Genomic DNA, 16,821 nt, shown 5'->3' on the forward strand with positions numbered 1-16,821 from the left:
CTGCGCGGGCAGGAAGGCACCATGTCCGAGATCGACCATGACACGGTCGCCTATCATTTCCATGAGCCGCTGGGCGTCGTGGGGCAGATCATCCCGTGGAATTTCTCGATCCTGATGGCCGCGTGGAAGCTGGCCCCGGCGCTGGCCGCCGGCAACTGCGTCGTGCTGAAACCGGCCGAGCAGACGCCCGCGGCGATCATGGTTATGGCCGAGCTCATCGCCGATCTGCTGCCCGCCGGGGTGCTGAACATCGTAAACGGCTATGGCGCCGAAGTGGGTGCGGCCCTCGCCCGCAGCCCACGGATTGCCAAGATCGCTTTCACCGGCTCGACCGAGACCGGGCGCAAGATCATGCAGGCCGCGACCGAGAACCTGATCCCCGTCACGCTGGAACTGGGGGGCAAGTCGCCCAACATCTTCTTCTCGGACGTGATGGCGCAGGACGATGCTTTCCTCGACAAGGCGGTGGAGGGGTTCGTGCTCTTCGCTTTTAACCAGGGCGAGGTCTGCACCTGCCCCAGCCGCGCGCTGATCCAGGAGGATATCTACGAGGAGTTCATCGCCCGCTGCATCGAGCGTGTGAAGGCGATCAAGCAGGGCGATCCGCGTGACCCCGAAACCATGGTTGGCGCGCAGGCGAGCCAAGAGCAGCAGGAGAAAATCCTCTCCTACCTGACGATCGGTGTGCAAGAGGGCGCCGAGGTGCTGACGGGGGGCGGTGTGGCGCGCTTCAATGGCGATCTTGCGGGCGGATTCTACATCCAGCCCACGATCCTGAAAGGCCACAACAAGATGCGCGTCTTCCAGGAGGAAATCTTCGGCCCCGTCGTGTCGGTCACGACCTTCAAGGACGAGGCCGAGGCATTGGCCATTGCCAATGACACGATGTACGGCCTCGGGGCCGGTGTCTGGACGCGCGACGGTACCCGCGCCTATCGCTTCGGCCGCGCGATCGAGGCAGGCCGTGTCTGGGTCAACAACTATCACGCCTACCCAGCGCATGCGGCCTTCGGCGGCTACAAGCAGTCGGGCATCGGGCGCGAAACCCACAAGATGATGCTCGATCACTACCAGCAGACCAAGAACATGCTGGTCAGCTACAACCCCAACAAGCTCGGCTTTTTCTAAGCCGTAGCCGGCGGGCGGCCCTGCAATCGCTCCCGCGCCCAAAGGGCCGCCCGCCACCAAACCGTTAATGGGAGGCGCCCCCTTCGCCGCCCCGCTGCCCACAGATAGAACACTGCGGCGAACAAGGCGGGATTCCACCAAGGCCCCCGGACGAGCGCGATCATAGAAAGCGGATTCTCGAACCGTTCAATCGGCGCAGATGGGCACGGTTTCGCCCGATGTGGCCACCAGGGCATCCCGCGGCGCCAGACGCAGCACCACCCCGCGTTTCCCGCCGTTGATGCAGATCTTCGACAGCGTCAGAATCGTAGCGTCGAACAGCACCGGACAGGGCTTTTTTTGCGCGATCGGGCTGATTCCGCCGACAGTGTAGCCGGTCTGCCGCAGGAGCGCCTCGCGTGAGAACATCGACGCGCGCTTCCCGCCGAAATGTCTGGCGACCGTCTTCAACGCCACGGTCCGGGCAACCGGGATCACGGCACATACGGGGGATTGGTCCACCGCAACCATCAACGTCTTGAACATCGCGTCAGGCTCGATGCCAAGCGCCGCGGCGGCATGGCGCCCAAGCTCACCTTCGGTGGCATCGAAGGCGTAGGTCAGAACCTGGAAGGGAATATCCAGGGTTTCGAGCCGGCGAACGGCAGGTGTGCTAACGGCCATAGGTCTTCCAGATGTCTTAGGGAGCAGGCCCCGGGGGCGCAGTTTCGCCAGTTTAACAGTTGCGGACGGTCGGCCAAGGCTTCTTCAATCGTCAACCGACCGCGCAGAATATGGTGTTCGGCGGGAACCGGGCCCCGCCGAACACGATCTGTCAGTCTCCAACCTGTCACCCAAGCTGGGCGTAGGCCTCGATTTCGACCTTCTGCCAGGGACGCATCATGGAAACCACTTGGACCAGCGTGGAGGCCGGACGAACGTCACCGAATACTTCGCAATGGGCCCGGGCCACTTCCTCGGCATCGTTGATGTCGCGCAGATAGACCACCGTGCGCACCACGTCCGAGAAGCTGGCGCCACCCTCGGCCAACGCCTTTTCGATGGTTTCGAAGATCGCCTTGGCCTGGATGTAAGGGCCGCTCTTCTCGTAACCGGCCGGGGCGCAGGTGCCTGAGACATGCACATGGTCGGATGTCGCGAAGGCGCGGGAATAGCCATACACGCCTTCGAACGCGCCGCCCGACGAGATCCCTTTCCTCGCAGAGGTCCGCTGTGCATAGGCCTCGATCTCGACCTTCTGCCAAGGCCGCATCATCGAAACGACCTGAACCAGTGTGCTTGCCGGCCGGATATCCCCGAACACCTCGCAATGGGCACGAGCCACTTCTTCGGCATCGTAGATGTCGCGCAGGAACACGGTCGTGCGCACGACCTCGTCGAATGAGCTGCCGGCCTCGGCCAATGCGGTCTCAATGGTCTTGAAGATCGCTCGGGCCTGAAGATAGGCGGTCTGCTTTTCGCAGCTTGCCGGGGCGCATGTGCCCGAAACGTGGACATGGTCGCCGTAGGACACGGCGCGGGAATACCCGAACACGTCCTCGAACGCGCCGCCAGAGGACACGTTCTTGCGAGCCTTGGCGCTGCGGCGTGTCGTGCCGCCCTGCACGGGGGTGATGTCTTGCTGAGTGCTGTCTTTCGGCATGGTACCTCCCATTTATTTGCCGGTGGATTTGAAATTGTTCAGGTGTAGGAATCCTTGACCCGGTACCAGCTCTCGACGACGGGCACGGCGCGGTCGGCGACGAAGTGGAATGGATGTGTCGGGAAGGTGATGTCGTCGAATTCTGTGCGCCCCTTGGGGTCGCCCAGCACCTTCAAAGCAATCTTGTGACCGAAATAGGTGGAGCGGGTGACGCCGGTCCCGCAATAACCCATCGCAAAGTGTATGCCCTTGGGCGTCTTGCCCAGATGCGGCAGCTCATCGAACGTGTAGCCAATCTGGCCCGTCCAGCCATGGGTCGCCTTGACCGCGCCCAGATCGGGGAATACCCGCAGCATGTCCGCCGCCAGATGCCCGAAGGCATGCGGCGTATTGGCGCGGACCATCCGGCCCACGCGCCCGCCCCAAATCAGCCGTGGCTCGGACGGCGCAGCGCGGAAATAGAAAAAGACCCGTGCCGAGTTGCCATACATGCGCTTGGCAGGCATCAGCGCGTCAATCGTCTGTTGCGGCACGGTTTCGGTGACGATCACCGAGGACGGCACTTGGACGATCCGCCGGCTCAGGTAGCGGTCGAAGCCCCTTGTGTAGCCATTGGTGGCCGCAATGACGTTGGCGGCGCGAATTGGCCCGGCAGGAGTGGAGACGACGAATTCACGTCCGTCCGCCTCGATTCCCAGAGCGGGTGTCTCTTCCAGCAGCACGGCACCGGAGTCGCGCAGCCGCGTCACCAGCGCATGGTGATAGAGGCCGGGATGCAGACTTGCATCGTCAGGTAGCACAGAGCCGCCGTGAAAGAAATCGGTGTAAATCTCTTTGTGCTGATCTTCCTTGGGCACCATGAATGACTCGACGCCAGCGTGTTTACGCAAATCCTCCATGTCGCGGGCCATGGCGTCATAGTGAGCAGGGCGAACCGCGCCGCGGAACCGCCCGCAGCGGCCGAAATGGCAGTCCAGCTTCTCCACCCGAATCAGCTCTTCAATGTAGTCCAGCATCGCGACGCCCTCGAGCAGCAGCGCTTTCGCTTTCAGTTCGCCGAACATCTCGATCAGCGTTTTCACATGGAACTTCTGGTTTCCGCTGCCCAGCTGGCTGCCGTTTCGGGTGCTGGCGCCCGCGCCCAGTTGATCCTTCTCCAGCACCGCCACTGAACGACCCGCACGGACCAGCGTCAACGCGGCCGAAAGTCCAGTAAAACCGGATCCGATCACCGCCACATCGACCTTTTCCGGCTGCGGCAGACGCTCGCCCCCGGAGGCATCTGGAATCTGTCTCCAATAGGGTTCGCAACACAGTGCGGCGGGAACTCCGCCTTGGGGCGGGGCTGCCTTTCCAGCAAGCTCGGCAAGCGTTGGTTGACGGTCGGCGGAGGGCTTTGTCATCTCGTTGCTTTCTTACAGGTCCAAGCGCGTTTTCCCGCGCATCCAGAAGCCGCAGGTGTGGGAAGTGATATGCATCTAATACAAAAAGATTGCGCTTCCTGCAACTTTTCTTTACACCTCGAGACATAGACAAAAACTGAACAGGACAAACCACGGGAGGTTGGAATACCATGAATGCAGAGAAGACAAAGTCCGGACGGCACTCCTTCGGCGCCTTAGCGACACCACTGGGACTGACCGGGGATTCAGCCCTGGAATTCCTCAAGAAAAATGGTGTTCACTTTGTGTTGGCGCAATTCGTCGACATTCACGGTGTCGCCAAGAGCAAAGCCGTTCCGCGGCACCATCTGGGGGATCTGCTGACTGACGGCGCAGGCTTTGCCGGGGCCGGCGCCTGGGGTCTCGGCATAAAACCTCACGAATCGGAATATATGGTGCGCTGCGAACTCGACACGCTGCGCCTGAAGCCCTGGCGCCCCGAATACGCCTCGATGTTCGGCGTCGGCTTGGTCGATGGCGAAGAGCATCCGATCGACACCCGCAACGTACTGCGCCGCCAACTTGACCGGCTGGCCAAACGCGGGCTGAAGCTGAATACGGGCATGGAACCTGAGTTCATCCTGCTCCGGGAACAGAACGGCGAGTTCGTCCCCTTCGACGAAACCGACAAGCTGGCCAAGGCCGCCTACGATTATCGCGGGCTGTCGCGCGCCCGGGAATTCCTGCATCCGCTCGTCGAGACGCTCGAGGCGGTTGGCATCGACGTCTACCAGATCGACCACGAGGACGCCAACGGCCAGTATGAGATCAATTTCAGGTACAACGAAGCGCTTCGCACCGCAGATCAGATCACGTACTTCAAGATGGCGGCCGCCGAGATTGCTCATGATATCGGGGCGATCTGTACCTTCATGCCCAAACCTAAGGCCGAATCCACCGGCAACGGGATGCACATCCACCTATCGCTGGAGGATGAGAGCGGCAAGAACGCATTCGGCGACGATAGCGACCCCCGGGGCATGGGGCTGAGCAAGCTGGCCTACCATTTCCTTGGAGGACTCCTGGCGCATGCGCCGGCGCTTACCGCTCTCTTGGCGCCCACGGTCAACTCCTACAAGCGGCTGGTTGTCGGGAACAACCTGTCCGGCACCACCTGGGCGCCGGTTTACGTCGCCTATGGCGACAACAACCGCACGGCCATGGTGCGCGTGCCTTACGGGCGCCTGGAGCTGCGTGTCGGCGACTCCGCGATGAACCCATATCTCGCGACGGCCGCGATGCTGGCGGCGGGTCTCGACGGGGTCGACCGCGAGCTCGACCCGGGCGAGCCCCATAACATCAACTTCTACGACCTGTCGCTGAAACAGATCGCGGAAATGGCTGTCGATGTGCTGCCGCAGAACCTGAACGAAGCGCTCGCGGCCCTGCGCAGCGACAGTTTGTTCGCCGACACGTTGGGCGAGGAGCTCATCTCGGAGTTCCTCGAGATCAAGCAAGAGGAATGGACGGAATACCACCGGTCGGTCTCGCAATGGGAGATCAACCGGTATTTGCGGTTTTACTAACTAGGAAGGAAGAAAAACATGTGCGGAATTGCAGGTTTGTTTATCAAGAACAAGGCGCTAGAGTCTCAAATGGGCGTCATGTTGGCGCAGATGACCTCGACGCTCTGCGGTCGTGGCCCGGACTCAGCCGGGTTCGCCATCTATACGACCGACGATCCGGGCTTTACCAAGCTGTCGGTCATCGCGCAGGGCGATGCCGATCTCGATAGTCTCCATGAGCAGATGTGCCGGGAGGTCGCCCCGGAGATCCAGAAATCGGCGACCGGCAGCAATGTCGTCTTCCGGGTGCCCGACGCCAAGGCGGGACAGGCCATCGAATGGATCGATGCCCGCCCCGCCGAACTGGCGCTAATCGGTCAGGGCAAGCGTCTGGAGATGTACAAGGACGTAGGCTATCCCGACGACGTGGCCGAGCGTTTTGGCATCGCCCAGATGCGTGGCACGCACGGTATCGCCCATACCCGGATGGCGACGGAATCCGCAGTAACGCCGGAAGGGGCGCACCCGTTCTCGACCGCCAACGACCAGTGCCTGGTGCACAATGGCTCGATTTCGAACCACGCCTCGATGCGCCGCGCCCTGCGCAAGGACGGCATCAAGGTCCGGACCGAGAACGACAGCGAAGTAGCCGCAGGCTACCTCAGCCAGCAGATGCACCAAGGCAAGTCGCTTGGCGACGCGCTCGACTCATCGCTCGACGTTCTGGACGGATTCTTCACCTTCGTGGTCGGCACCGAGAATGGCTTCGGCGTCCTGCGCGACCCCATCGCCTGCAAACCGGCGGTCATGGCCGAGACCAACGACTACGTCGCTTTCGCCTCCGAATACAAATCGCTGACCGGCCTGCCAGGCATTGAAAATGCCCGCGTCTGGGAACCGACCCCGGCCCACAGCTACTTCTGGGAGCATTGAGATGACGACCAACACCCTTCAAAAGGCGGGCAATGAGACGGTCTTCGACCTGTCCCGATCTTCCGTCCGCGACCTGAACGCCTATCTTCACGAACTGCCTGCTAATCGCCCCTGCGACCCGGTGCGTGTCACCCACCTGACCGGGGACCATTCGGTCGTCGCGGGGCTGGACGCGGATCTGGATATTCAGGTCGATGGCCATGTGGGCTATTTCTGCGGCGGCATGCTGCGCCAAGCCCGGCTGACCATCAACGGAAACGCCGGTCAGGGCGTCGGATCGAACATCGAATCCGGCCAGATCCACGTGCGTGGCGATGCCAGCCAGTCCGCTGGCGCCACCGGCCGCGGCGGGCGCCTCGTCATCGACGGCAACGCCTCTGCGCGCTGCGGTATCTCGCTCAAGGGCACCGATATCATCGTGAAGGGCAATATTGGCCACCTCTCCGCGTTCATGGCTCAGAGCGGGCGCTTGGTGGTCTTCGGCGATGCCGGCGACTCCCTCGGCGACTCCCTTTACGAGGCGCATATCTATGTGCGCGGCTCGGTGGCCAGCCTCGGCGCCGACTGCATCGCCAAGAAAATGCGCGATGAGCATCGCAAGGAACTGGCCGAACTGCTGGAAGCCGCGGGCGAGGCGGGCAAGGTCGATGTGAACGACTTCACCCGCTACGGCTCGGCACGGCAGCTCTACAACTTCAAAGTCGACAATATCGGAGCCTACTAACATGTCGGAAACCATTCTTCCCCACACGCCTCCGCGGATGTCGGCGACCTTTGACGACTATTCCCTTGCGGAGATCCGCCGGGCTGCAACCTCCGGTATCTATGATATCCGCGGCGGCGGCGCCAAGCGCAAGGTGCCCAGTTTCGACGATCTTCTGTTCCTGGGAGCGTCGATGTCGCGCTACCCGCTCGAAGGCTATCGCGAGAAATGCGACACCAGCGTCGTTCTGGGCACGCGCTTCGCGAAGAACCCCATCGAACTGAAGATCCCGATCACCATCGCCGGCATGAGCTTCGGCGCGCTGTCGGCGACCGCGAAAGAGGCGCTCGGCCGCGGGGCCAGTGCCATGGGCACCTCGACCACCACGGGTGACGGGGGCATGACCCCCGAAGAGCGCGGTCAGTCGACGACGCTCGTCTACCAGTACCTTCCGTCGCGCTATGGCATGAATCTGCACGATCTGAAGAAGGCCGATGCCATCGAGATCGTCGTGGGGCAAGGCGCGAAGCCCGGCGGCGGCGGCATGCTCCTGGGGCAAAAAATCACCGACCGCGTGGCGCAGATGCGCACCCTGCCCAAGGGAATCGACCAGCGTTCCGCCTGCCGCCATCCCGACTGGACCGGCGCAGACGACCTGGAACTGAAGATCCAGGAACTGCGCGAGATCACCGACTGGGAAAAGCCGATCTATCTGAAGGTTGGCGCGTCGCGGCCCTACTACGACGTGGCGCTGGCTGTGAAATCCGGCGCCGATGTCGTGGTGCTCGACGGGATGCAGGGCGGCACTGCCGCAACGCAGGATGTGTTCATCGAGCATATCGGCATTCCGACCTTGGCGGCCATCCGCCCTGCCGTTCAGGCCCTTCAGGACCTTGGGATGCATCGCAAGGTGCAGCTGATCGTCTCGGGCGGGATCCGCAACGGCGCCGACGTGGCCAAGGCGCTGGCACTCGGCGCGGATGCCGTCGCGATCGGCACCGCAGCAATGGTTGCGCTCGGGGATAACGACCCCAAGTGGGAAGATGAGTATCAGAAGCTCGGCACGACCGCGGGTGCCTACGATGACTGGCAAGACGGCCGCGATCCCGCGGGCATCTCGACCCAGGACCCCGATCTAATGAAGCGCCTCGACCCGGTTCAGGGCGGTCGCAGGCTGGCCAATTACCTGTCGGTCCTGACGCTCGAAACTCAGACCATCGCGCGGGCCTGCGGCCACAACCATGTTCACAACCTCGAACCCGAGGATCTGGTCGCGTTGACCGTTGAGGCCGCCGCAATGGCTCAGGTGCCGCTGGCCGGCACCGGTTGGATCCCGGGAAAGAGTGCCATGTGATCCAAATGCGCCGCCCCTTCCGCGGGGGGGGCGGGGCTGCCGACCACGTTTGGACTGGACGCGGGCCCGCGCCGGGGAATAGACTGGCGCGGGCGACGTTGTTATCGGCGCTGGGCCAGCGCGGCTTTCCGAAAAGTGCCCCGACAGAGCGACGTATCTTCGCCCCGGTGTCCAGTGCTGATCCGGGCAGCAGCCGTCGGGACCTTGACCGCGTCCCTGCCGTCCTGCATTCCATGGCGCCGCGCACACGTAAACCGAAAGCGGGCAGTTGCAAGGAGCCGAATTTGAAAGCGAAAAAGGGCGACCAGCGGCGCACCGAAACCAAATCCAAGAACATGGGAAGCGACGCGTTTGATCCCGTCGACATGACCTCCATTCCCATCGACATGCGCATTGGTTCGGTTGTGCGGCGCAAGCGGCAGCAGCTGGGGTTGACCTTGGCTGAGTTGTCGGCTGGCTGTGGTCTGTCCTCTGCCATGCTGAGCCGCATCGAGAACGGACAGAACGCCGCCAGCCTGGAAGTGCTGGAGCGGATCTCCGGCGCGCTTGGTGTCAAATTGTCCTTTCTGATGAGCGAGATCGACAAGCCACAGGGGATGGCTCAGCTACTCAAGGCCGGCGAACAACCCGAAGTCATCCGCACCGGATCGCGCTACGGACACAATTACCGGCTTCTATCCTACCAACGCGGCGCAAATCGCTTGTTTGAGCCATTCGTGATCCATTTGGATCGCGAAAGCGAAGAATTTCCACGTTTCCAGCATCCCGGAACCGAGTTTATCTACATTCTCGAAGGCAGGATGAAGTACAAATTCGGTGACAATTCGTATCTGCTCGAGCCCGGGGATGCCTTTACCTTTTCAGGCGAGGTCCTGCATGGGCCCGAGGACGTCCTGTCCGAGGCGGTCAATTTCATCGCCATCATCTTCCACGATTGACAGGCCATCGCGACGCGCGCCGATTGCGGTAGGGACTGATCTGCCCGAGGGGCAGCTCGGTCACGTCCATCGGTGGTTCCTGAAGTGGGCCCCGAAACGAAACGGGGTGACGGCCAAAACGAAATGCCCCCGTACCGGCGTATCGGTTCAGGCGGTTTGCGGCGGGCCGTCAGGCCCTGTGTTCAATGGGGTTTGCGCTCAATGCGAAATGAAATGGGTGTTTTCGGGGCTGTCACTGGGAAAGCGTCGCGCCTCGCCCCCCGAATACACCCAACGCAGGGAGGAACCCATACAATTTCCAAGACTTAAAGATTAATCACAGCCGACGTGACCTCGATTGTATCGTGCGGAGCCCGCACTCAGCCGTCCGTTTCCGTCGAGAAACGGGTGGATGGTCTCGAACTGGACATGGGCAAGACCCGCGCGGATGTGGGACGAACTCTTTCCGGCCGAGCAGGCGCGCATCGTGGCGCTGCTGGTCGAGCGAGCAGATATTGGCGAAGGCGGGCTCAACGTCCGGCTCCGTGTCGATGGCCTCGGCGGCCTCGCACGCGGGATTATGGCCGGCGGGATCGGAGAAGCTGCGTGACTCGCGCGACGCCGAAGGGACTTGCGAAGTACGCGACGACCTACGGAGAGACCTTCCGCCGGATAGATGCGGTCGCGAAGGTGGGCGAAAGCTTTCGCGTTCTCGATCTTAAGAAAGAGGCGGTGCGAGCCGCCGTCGAGAGTGCGACTTCCGTCAAGGCGCTATACGATAGTGCCGTCGCGGATGACTACGTCCTGTGAGCCACAGTTTCGTTCTCGGTCGCGAACGCAGAGAGACGGCTCATTCGAACCAGCCGATCCTCGCCAATCCAATCCTCAAGACGTTCCGGAAACAGCGTCACCTGATCGCGACCAACACCTTCGATGAAACCTGACATACATGCACTCCCATCCCTCAGGAAGCATACAACATGTTGGAGTTTCCACACAGCCTCGGCCCAGAGCTGCCGTAGACCATCGTCGCGAGGAATTTCTGCTTCGCGCTTAAAGCGGGCATTTCGAGTAGCCGCAATTGCGTTCAGCTGACTTCAACAAGCAACAGCAACTGAGACTTAAATGGGCGAAGCGGCAGCCGAAGCCAGATTTGAGAAAACGGCTTGACATTAATTAGGCGTACGAGAGGGCTCGACGCCATCAAGGATGTGTAAACGGACCCAGTCGTTATCCTTGTGCTTTCGACGAGCCACCGTCTATGTTCGTTAAAGTGCATCTCTGCAGGCCGAATTTGGTGAAATGGGCAAAATGTCGGATAGCGTAACGAGGTGGCTGGCGGACCATGACCTCGATGAGTACGCGGCGATCTTTCACGATAACAAGATAGATCTTGAGATCCTTCCGCATCTTTCGGTTGAAGACCTCAAGGACATGGGCATCACCGCCGTCGGCGATCGCAGGCGCATCATGCGCGCTATCGCGGCACTCGACGCATGCGCCGAGCCGTCAACGCCGCAACCTAAGTCTGCCCTTGCACCGCAGCGGATCGCGGCAAAGCGGCATGTCACGGTCATGTTCATCGACCTGTCCGGGTTCACACGCCTCACCGCCGGCCTCGATGTCGAGGACACGCATGCCGTGCTCGGGCAGTTCTTTGCGGTGGTCGACAGCATCGTCGAGAAATTCGGCGGCACGATCGACAAGCATATCGGCGACGCGGTCATGGCCGTTTTTGGTGGCCAGGTCGCGAGCACGAGCGACACCGAGAAGGCGGCGCGCGCCGCGCTCGAGATTCACGCGGCGATGCCGACGCTCGACCCGCCGATGCGCTGCCATATTGGGATCGCGTCGGGCCAGGTCATCGCCAGTGCGACTGGCAGCGACCTGCACACCGAGAATACGGTTCTCGGCGACGGGGTGAACCTCGCGGCGCGGATCACGGACCACGCGCAGGCGGACGAAACGCTGATCTCGGCGGATATACATCTTGCTCTTCGGTCGCGTTTTTCGGCCGAGGACCGGGGCGAGGTCGCGCTTCCTGGGATCGCTATGCCACAACGGTTGTGGTGCCTGTCGGATGTCGCCTCGCGTCAGAAAACGCCGAAACTCGCCTTCGTCGGACGCGAGCGCGAGGTTTCGCTGTTCCGCACCGCCTGCGAGCGCTGCAGCGAACACGGTTCTGGCGAGATCCATGTCGTGCTGGGCGAGCCGGGAATCGGCAAGACGCACCTGTTCGAAGAGATCGCCGCCATCGCGCACGATATGGGCTATAGCGTCCATCGCGCCGGGGTCCTCGATTTCGGCGCGCTCGAGGGGCGGTCGGCGTTGCAGGACCTTGTGCGAAGCCTGCTCGGGTCCGGCGCCCTGGGGGAGAACGTCACGGTGCGGCAGGCCGCCGACCGGGCCGTCGAGGCTGGCTGGATCGCGCCGGTCGACCGTGTACACCTGAACGCGCTTCTCGAACTTGAACAGGATGCGGGCGTCGCCGAGGTCTACGCCAACATGGACAATGCCGCGCGGCAACGCGGGCGTCGCACGGTCATGGCGAACCTGGTGCGTGCGCGCAGTGCCTTGGCGCCGCTGCTCTTGCAGATCGAGGATGTTCATTGGGCCACCCCCGATATCCTGTCGGCCCTGGCGCATGTCGCAGCGACGATCCGCGACGTCCCGTGCCTGCTGACTATGACAAGCCGCATCGACGGCGATCCGCTCGACCTCGATTGGCAGGCGCAGACCGGCGGCACGTATCTCGCCAAGATCGAACTGGCCGGCCTGTCCGAGGATCATTGCCGCCAACTGAGCCGGGCGATCATCACTTCGGGGGGCGACGACGTCGATCCGTTCATCCAACGCGCGGGCGGCAATCCGCTGTTTCTCGAACAATTGCTGCGCAGTCGTGGCGTCACCGCGTCCGGCGAGCTTCCGGGCTCCATCCAAGGCATCGTGCAGTCGCGCCTCGACGCGATCAATCCCGAAGCCCGCCGCACGATCCAGGCGGCCTCGGTGCTCGGACAACGCCTCTCGCCCGAGGCGCTGGCCTACCTCGTCGAGGACGACACTCCCGATCTGTCCGCCCTGATCCGCGCGGGTCTCATGCGCGAAAGCGGCGCCGATCTGGCGTTCGCGCATGCCCTCATCCGAGACGGATCTTACAACAGCTTGTTCAGGACGGAACGCAACATGCTGCATACCCGGGCGGCCAAATGGTTCGCCGGGCGCGATGCACCGCTTCACGCGAAGCACCTCGACCGCGCCGAGTCCCGCGACGCGCCGCGCGCCTACCTGGACGCAGCCGAAAGTCTGATCCGCGCCTACAAGTTCGAAGAGGCGGAACCCCTGCTCGAGCGGGCGCTTGCGCTGGACGTGGCCCCGGCGCTTCGGGTCGACCTGCTCGGTATGCTGGGCGAGGTGATGCGCCTGCAGGGGCGGCCGACCGAGGCGCTCGCACAGTGCGAGGCCGCCGCCGAGGTCGCCGAGACCGACGCGCAGCTCTGCCGCATCCACCTCGAGTGGGCGCAGTCGGCGCGTCAGACGAGCCAGTACCAGCTGGCGCTGGACAGCCTCGACATCGCCGAAGCTGCGGCGCGGCGCTGCGGCGCCGATGCCAGCCTCGCGCAGGTCTTCTACATCCGCGGCAACATCTACTTTCCGCTTGGCCGTTTCGAAGAGGCGCTTGCCAGCAACGGAGAGGCGCTCGGGCTGGCGCGGGCGCTCGGATCCGTCCGACTCGAGGTGGGAGCGCTCAGCGGTTTCGGAGACGCCTATTTCATGAAGGGATCGATGCGCACGGCCGTCGGATATTACAGCCAAGCGGTCGAGCGGGCGCGGCCCGACGGCCTGGTCCGCGACGTCGCCGCGAACCTGCACAATCTCAGCGTCGCGCGAAGCTACAGCGGCGATGTGCAGCAAGGCAGGGTGGAGGGCATGGAGGCGGTGGAAATATCGCAGACCTACTTCGCGCTCGTGCCCGAATGCGTTGCGCAGACCTGCCTTGGCGTCGCGCTGACCCTTCTGGACGAGATCGACGCAGCGCTGGACGCCTTCGCAAGCTCTGCCGAAGTCGGGCGGCGTGTCGGGGCCAAGCGGCTTGAGGCGCAAGCGCTCGAGCATCTGGCGCGCACGCAGGTCTATGCCGGACAGCGCGCCGAGGCGCGCGAGACCGGACATGAGGCTGTCGAGATCGCCCTGGCGCATGGCCCGACCTTCGTCGGGCCGAAGGCGCTGTCGGCGCTCGCGCTGGCGCTGGACGACCCTGACGAGCAGGACAGGCTTCTCGCCCATGGGGCCGAGATCATTGCGAAGGGGTGCGTCGGTCACAACCATCTGCATTTCTATCCCGATGCCTGTGCCATCATGATCGCCCGCGGCGAGGCCGACCGCGCCACGACGTATGCCCATGCGCTGGAGCGGTTCACCAATAAGGAACCGCTGCCGCTCGTCGATCTCGCTCTGCGCGAGATCCGCCTGCTCGCCGAGAACGGCGCGATACCGGCGGAGTCTGACGCGGCTGCGGCGCTGAGGGCCGATTTCGGGAAGATGGGGATAAGGCGCAGCCTGACGGGCCATACCGATTACGCGGATTGAGGGCGGGAGGCAGGCAGGAGATGAAGACCGGGGAGCGGGACAAGGATGACTGTGGAGAAAAAAATCCGGATCGCCAGCGGCCTTGTGGGTGGTGTCAGACGAATTCGAACCAGTCTCTGAATGGACAGTGAGGCTGCCCCTTATACCGCGCCGAGACCGCGCCACTCGATCAGAGCAGCGGTGCGGTTGAGCTTAAAATTTGGTCGTGAGTTGAGACTTCTTTCCGAATTGAACAGGTTGTAAATTGAGGCGTGGACGGAGGCGAATTTCTGCAAACTTCGCATGCGCCTGAAACGAAGCATCGCCTTCTCCCGTCGTCGAAACGGCAAGTGTGAATTCTCCGCCCTGTTGTTCAGCCAGCGGCCCGTTTCCCGCCTGTCTGCGGCGCCGATCTCTTTCAGCGCAGCACCATGTGAGCGCAGCAGGTCCGTGACGATCACCTCGGGCCGACCGTGCTTACGCATTGCTTTCTTTAAGAATTTCAACGCAGCCTTCTTATCACGGGTCTTCGTGACGAAGCTTTCCAGGACTTCGCCTTCATGATCCACGGCCCGCCAAAGATAGTGCCGCTCACCGTTGATCTTCACGAACATCTCGTCCAGATGCCACCGCCATCGGCTGGACTTCATTCCTGCAATTCGGCGCTTTCGGATCGCCGCCTCGGCACCGGCGCCATCCTCCGCCGGGACTGGCACGGCCAGCGCATCGAGGTGGTGATCGAGCCCGACGGCTTCCGCTGGGATGGCACCCTCTGGCCCAGCCTCTCGGCCATCGCCCGCGCCGCCACCGACACCCGCTGGAACGGCCCGCGCTTCTTCGGCTTGCGGGATGGTCTCCCATGAGCCGGGCTGCGAGCCGGCCCCCGACGCGCCGCTGCGCGCTCTACACCCGAAAGAGTTCCGAGGAGGGTCTCGATCAGGACTTCAACTCTCTCGATGCGCAGCGCGAGGCATGCGCCGCCTACGTGACGAGCCAGTCCAGCGAGGGCTGGACGGCGCTTCCCGCCCTCTACGATGACGGCGGGTATTCCGGCGGCACGATGGAGCGCCCGGCCCTCCAGCGCCTCCTCGGCGACACCATGGCAGGCCGCATCTACATCGTCGTCGTCTACAAGATCGACCGGCTCACCCGCTCGCTCGCCGACTTCGCGCGCATCGTCGAGATATTCGAGCGCCACGAGGTCAGCTTCGTCTCCGTCACCCAGTCCTTCAACACCACCTCCAGCATGGGGCAGCTCACCCTCAACATGCTGCTCTCCTTCGCGCAGTTCGAGCGCGAGATCACCGGCGAGCGCACCCGCGACAAGATCGCCGCCTCCAAGAAGAAGGGCCTTTGGATGGGCGGCACCCTTCCGCTCGGTTATGATCTGCCGGCCGAGAGCAGTCGTGTCCTCGTGGTCAATCCAGGCGAGGCCGACTTCGTCCGGCGGATATTCTCGGCCTATCTCGACCTCGGATCCGTGCATGCGCTGGAACAGCACCTGCGGCAGTCCGGCATCGTCTCGAAGGCACGCACCACCGCCGCCAGCCGCCAGCTGGGCGGCAAGCCCTTCAGTCGCGGCGCCCTCTTCCACCTGTTGCGCAACCGCCTCTACCTCGGCGAGATGCCGCATCGCGACACCACCTATCCCGGACAGCATGCCGCCATCGTGGATCGTGACCTGTTCGAGGCGGTTCAGGCCAGGGTCGAGACAAACACCCGGCGGCGCCGGAGGAGCAGGGACCGAGCGGTGGCATCGCCCCTCACGGGGCGCATATTCGACACCGACGGCCGACCGATGTCGCCGACCTTCGCCTACGGCCGCAATCGCAAGCTCTACCGCTACTGCGTCTCGGCGGATCTCCAGCAAGGCGGGCCACGCGCGGCGCAGGACGGGCGCGCGCCGGCACCGCGACGGATCTCCGCGGACGTGCTGGAAACGCTGCTGGAGAAGACGCTGAACCGGCTGCTCCCCGACCAGTCCTCCGATGCGCTGCCGCTCGTCAGCCGGATCGAGGTGCACCGGGCCCATCTCGACCTGACCCTGCCCATCCGGCTGCTCCGCACGATCCGCCGGCACCTCGGTGTCGGGGAGACCGCCGAGCCCGATCCGGTCCTGATCCGGGCGCTGCGCAATGCGCATCAGATGCTCGAGGTCGCGGCCGATGGTGCGCCCGCCCACCCTCGCGGCAGCCCCGGCCTCTCCCTACCGCCGCCGGCTCATCCGCCTGGCCTTCCTCGCCCCCGATCTGCAGGACGCCATCCTGGGCGGCCGTCAACCGTGCGAGATGGCCCTCGCCGCGCTGATGGATGCGGACTTGCCGCTTTCCTGGTCCGAGCAGCGGCGCAGGTTCGGCGCGCAACTCACCGCCTAAGGCCCGTCGCACATGATCCGGCGTCCCTGTTATTGACGGAAAACCACCTGATATCAGCGTTGCAAAGCCCCTGTTCCTGCGCCCGGATCGCCTGTTTGCGACCAGAACAGGAAAGTGGAATCTCGGACCCCAAGTTACTGGAATCGCACGATCTTCAACGAGACGCACCCGAGTCTCCGCTCGCGGGCGCCTGTTTTTGGCAAGGATTCGGGGAAAATTCCCTGTTATCGGCAAACTCACCCTCAATCCGTGCGAG

General features: G+C 63.2%; 14 protein-coding genes and 3 pseudogenes. 12 read left to right on the forward strand and 5 right to left on the reverse strand.

What is annotated here, in order from left to right; all coding sequences use genetic code 11:
- Positions 1–1,128: aldehyde dehydrogenase (gene adh / locus CRJ03_RS17665; RefSeq protein ID WP_104017721.1), on the forward strand; the 1,128-nt coding region annotated here is incomplete at its 5' end.
- 186 nt (positions 1,129–1,314) lie between these two features.
- Here the strand turns inward: adh and CRJ03_RS17670 are convergent.
- From CRJ03_RS17670 to CRJ03_RS17680, 3 genes are all read right to left on the reverse strand, one after another.
- Complete coding sequence (locus CRJ03_RS17670) at positions 1,315–1,791, reverse strand: aminoacyl-tRNA deacylase (RefSeq protein WP_104020197.1); 477 nt, start codon at positions 1,789–1,791, stop codon at positions 1,315–1,317.
- Between the two features lie 166 nt (positions 1,792–1,957).
- Positions 1,958–2,770: a Rid family hydrolase gene (locus CRJ03_RS20175; protein ID WP_206018397.1), complete on the reverse strand. Its 813-nt coding sequence runs from the start codon at positions 2,768–2,770 to the stop codon at positions 1,958–1,960.
- Positions 2,771–2,808: 38 nt separating this feature from the next.
- Positions 2,809–4,173, reverse strand: a complete 1,365-nt coding sequence (locus tag CRJ03_RS17680; RefSeq protein ID WP_104020198.1) for an NAD(P)/FAD-dependent oxidoreductase — start codon at positions 4,171–4,173, stop codon at positions 2,809–2,811.
- Between the two features lie 170 nt (positions 4,174–4,343).
- On the opposite strand from CRJ03_RS17680, the gene glnT reads away from it, so the two are divergent.
- From glnT to CRJ03_RS17705, 5 genes are all read left to right on the forward strand, one after another.
- Entirely contained in the window at positions 4,344–5,738 is a 1,395-nt protein-coding gene (gene glnT, locus CRJ03_RS17685) for a type III glutamate--ammonia ligase (RefSeq protein ID WP_104020199.1), read from the forward strand.
- An 18-nt stretch (positions 5,739–5,756) separates the two neighbouring features.
- The gene (locus CRJ03_RS17690; protein WP_104020200.1) at positions 5,757–6,650 is read left to right on the forward strand and encodes a class II glutamine amidotransferase; all 894 of its coding nucleotides are present in this window, start codon (positions 5,757–5,759) and stop codon (positions 6,648–6,650) included.
- Between the two features lies 1 nt (position 6,651).
- The gene (locus tag CRJ03_RS17695) at positions 6,652–7,374 is read left to right on the forward strand and encodes a GltB/FmdC/FwdC-like GXGXG domain-containing protein (protein WP_206018398.1); all 723 of its coding nucleotides are present in this window, start codon (positions 6,652–6,654) and stop codon (positions 7,372–7,374) included.
- Position 7,375: 1 nt separating this feature from the next.
- On the forward strand, positions 7,376–8,707 hold the full coding sequence (locus tag CRJ03_RS17700; RefSeq protein ID WP_104020202.1) for an FMN-binding glutamate synthase family protein: 1,332 nt from the start codon (positions 7,376–7,378) through the stop codon (positions 8,705–8,707).
- 233 nt (positions 8,708–8,940) lie between these two features.
- A complete protein-coding gene (locus CRJ03_RS17705; protein ID WP_206018399.1) occupies positions 8,941–9,645 on the forward strand; it encodes a helix-turn-helix domain-containing protein in 705 nt (234 codons plus the stop codon).
- Positions 9,646–9,957: 312 nt separating this feature from the next.
- Here the strand turns inward: CRJ03_RS17705 and CRJ03_RS20515 are convergent, their stop codons facing one another.
- Positions 9,958–10,110: a Fic family protein gene (locus tag CRJ03_RS20515; RefSeq protein WP_338066360.1), complete on the reverse strand. Its 153-nt coding sequence runs from the start codon at positions 10,108–10,110 to the stop codon at positions 9,958–9,960.
- Between CRJ03_RS20515 and CRJ03_RS17715 the strand changes: the two are divergent.
- The 3 genes and pseudogenes from CRJ03_RS17715 to CRJ03_RS17725 form a co-directional block, all read left to right on the forward strand.
- A pseudogene (locus CRJ03_RS17715) lies at positions 10,073–10,234 on the forward strand (recombinase family protein); the annotation flags it as partial. The gene CRJ03_RS20515 and the pseudogene CRJ03_RS17715 sit on opposite strands and share 38 nt — an antisense overlap.
- Positions 10,231–10,434 carry a hypothetical protein gene (locus tag CRJ03_RS20705; RefSeq protein WP_104020203.1) on the forward strand — a complete coding sequence of 68 codons (204 nt, stop codon included), beginning with the start codon at positions 10,231–10,233 and terminating at the stop codon, positions 10,432–10,434. The pseudogene CRJ03_RS17715 and the gene CRJ03_RS20705, both read left to right, overlap by 4 nt.
- Positions 10,435–10,935: 501 nt before the next feature.
- On the forward strand, positions 10,936–14,211 hold the full coding sequence (locus tag CRJ03_RS17725) for an adenylate/guanylate cyclase domain-containing protein (protein ID WP_165375351.1): 3,276 nt from the start codon (positions 10,936–10,938) through the stop codon (positions 14,209–14,211).
- A 140-nt stretch (positions 14,212–14,351) separates the two neighbouring features.
- Here CRJ03_RS17725 and CRJ03_RS17730 read toward each other — a convergent pair.
- Positions 14,352–14,870 (reverse strand): annotated as a pseudogene (locus CRJ03_RS17730) (IS6 family transposase); the annotation flags it as partial.
- On the opposite strand from CRJ03_RS17730, the gene CRJ03_RS17735 reads away from it, so the two are divergent.
- The 3 genes and pseudogenes from CRJ03_RS17735 (at position 14,814) to CRJ03_RS17745 (ending at position 16,565) form a co-directional block, all read left to right on the forward strand.
- A complete protein-coding gene (locus CRJ03_RS17735) occupies positions 14,814–15,053 on the forward strand; it encodes a DUF2924 domain-containing protein (protein ID WP_104020287.1) in 240 nt (79 codons plus the stop codon). The pseudogene CRJ03_RS17730 and the gene CRJ03_RS17735 overlap by 57 nt on opposite strands.
- A pseudogene (locus tag CRJ03_RS17740) lies at positions 15,050–15,847 on the forward strand (recombinase family protein); the annotation flags it as partial. The gene CRJ03_RS17735 and the pseudogene CRJ03_RS17740, both read left to right, overlap by 4 nt.
- A 508-nt stretch (positions 15,848–16,355) precedes the next feature.
- Positions 16,356–16,565, forward strand: coding sequence for a hypothetical protein (locus CRJ03_RS17745; RefSeq protein ID WP_104020205.1), 210 nt, complete (start codon positions 16,356–16,358; stop codon positions 16,563–16,565).
- The last annotated feature ends 256 nt before the right edge of the window (positions 16,566–16,821 follow it).

It is taken from the genome of Roseovarius nitratireducens (genome assembly GCF_002925845.1).
GTDB lineage: Bacteria > Pseudomonadota > Alphaproteobacteria > Rhodobacterales > Rhodobacteraceae > Roseovarius > Roseovarius nitratireducens.

Bases quoted from the DNA above. Each gene is read 5' to 3' on its own strand.
- CRJ03_RS17670 (WP_104020197.1), bottom strand. From the start codon at position 1,791: ATGGCCGTTAGCACACCTGCCGTTCGCCGGCTCGAAACCCTGGATATT.
- CRJ03_RS17705 (WP_206018399.1), top strand. From the start codon at position 8,941: ATGGCGCCGCGCACACGTAAACCGAAAGCGGGCAGTTGCAAGGAGCCG.
- CRJ03_RS17745 (WP_104020205.1), top strand. From the start codon at position 16,356: ATGGTGCGCCCGCCCACCCTCGCGGCAGCCCCGGCCTCTCCCTACCGC.
- CRJ03_RS17725 (WP_165375351.1), top strand. From the start codon at position 10,936: ATGTCGGATAGCGTAACGAGGTGGCTGGCGGACCATGACCTCGATGAG.
- CRJ03_RS17695 (WP_206018398.1), top strand. From the start codon at position 6,652: ATGACGACCAACACCCTTCAAAAGGCGGGCAATGAGACGGTCTTCGAC.
- glnT (WP_104020199.1), top strand. From the start codon at position 4,344: ATGAATGCAGAGAAGACAAAGTCCGGACGGCACTCCTTCGGCGCCTTA.
- CRJ03_RS20175 (WP_206018397.1), bottom strand. From the start codon at position 2,770: ATGCCGAAAGACAGCACTCAGCAAGACATCACCCCCGTGCAGGGCGGC.
- CRJ03_RS20515 (WP_338066360.1), bottom strand. From the start codon at position 10,110: ATGCGCGCCTGCTCGGCCGGAAAGAGTTCGTCCCACATCCGCGCGGGT.
- CRJ03_RS17735 (WP_104020287.1), top strand. From the start codon at position 14,814: ATGCCACCGCCATCGGCTGGACTTCATTCCTGCAATTCGGCGCTTTCG.
- CRJ03_RS17680 (WP_104020198.1), bottom strand. From the start codon at position 4,173: ATGACAAAGCCCTCCGCCGACCGTCAACCAACGCTTGCCGAGCTTGCT.
- CRJ03_RS17700 (WP_104020202.1), top strand. From the start codon at position 7,376: ATGTCGGAAACCATTCTTCCCCACACGCCTCCGCGGATGTCGGCGACC.
- CRJ03_RS17690 (WP_104020200.1), top strand. From the start codon at position 5,757: ATGTGCGGAATTGCAGGTTTGTTTATCAAGAACAAGGCGCTAGAGTCT.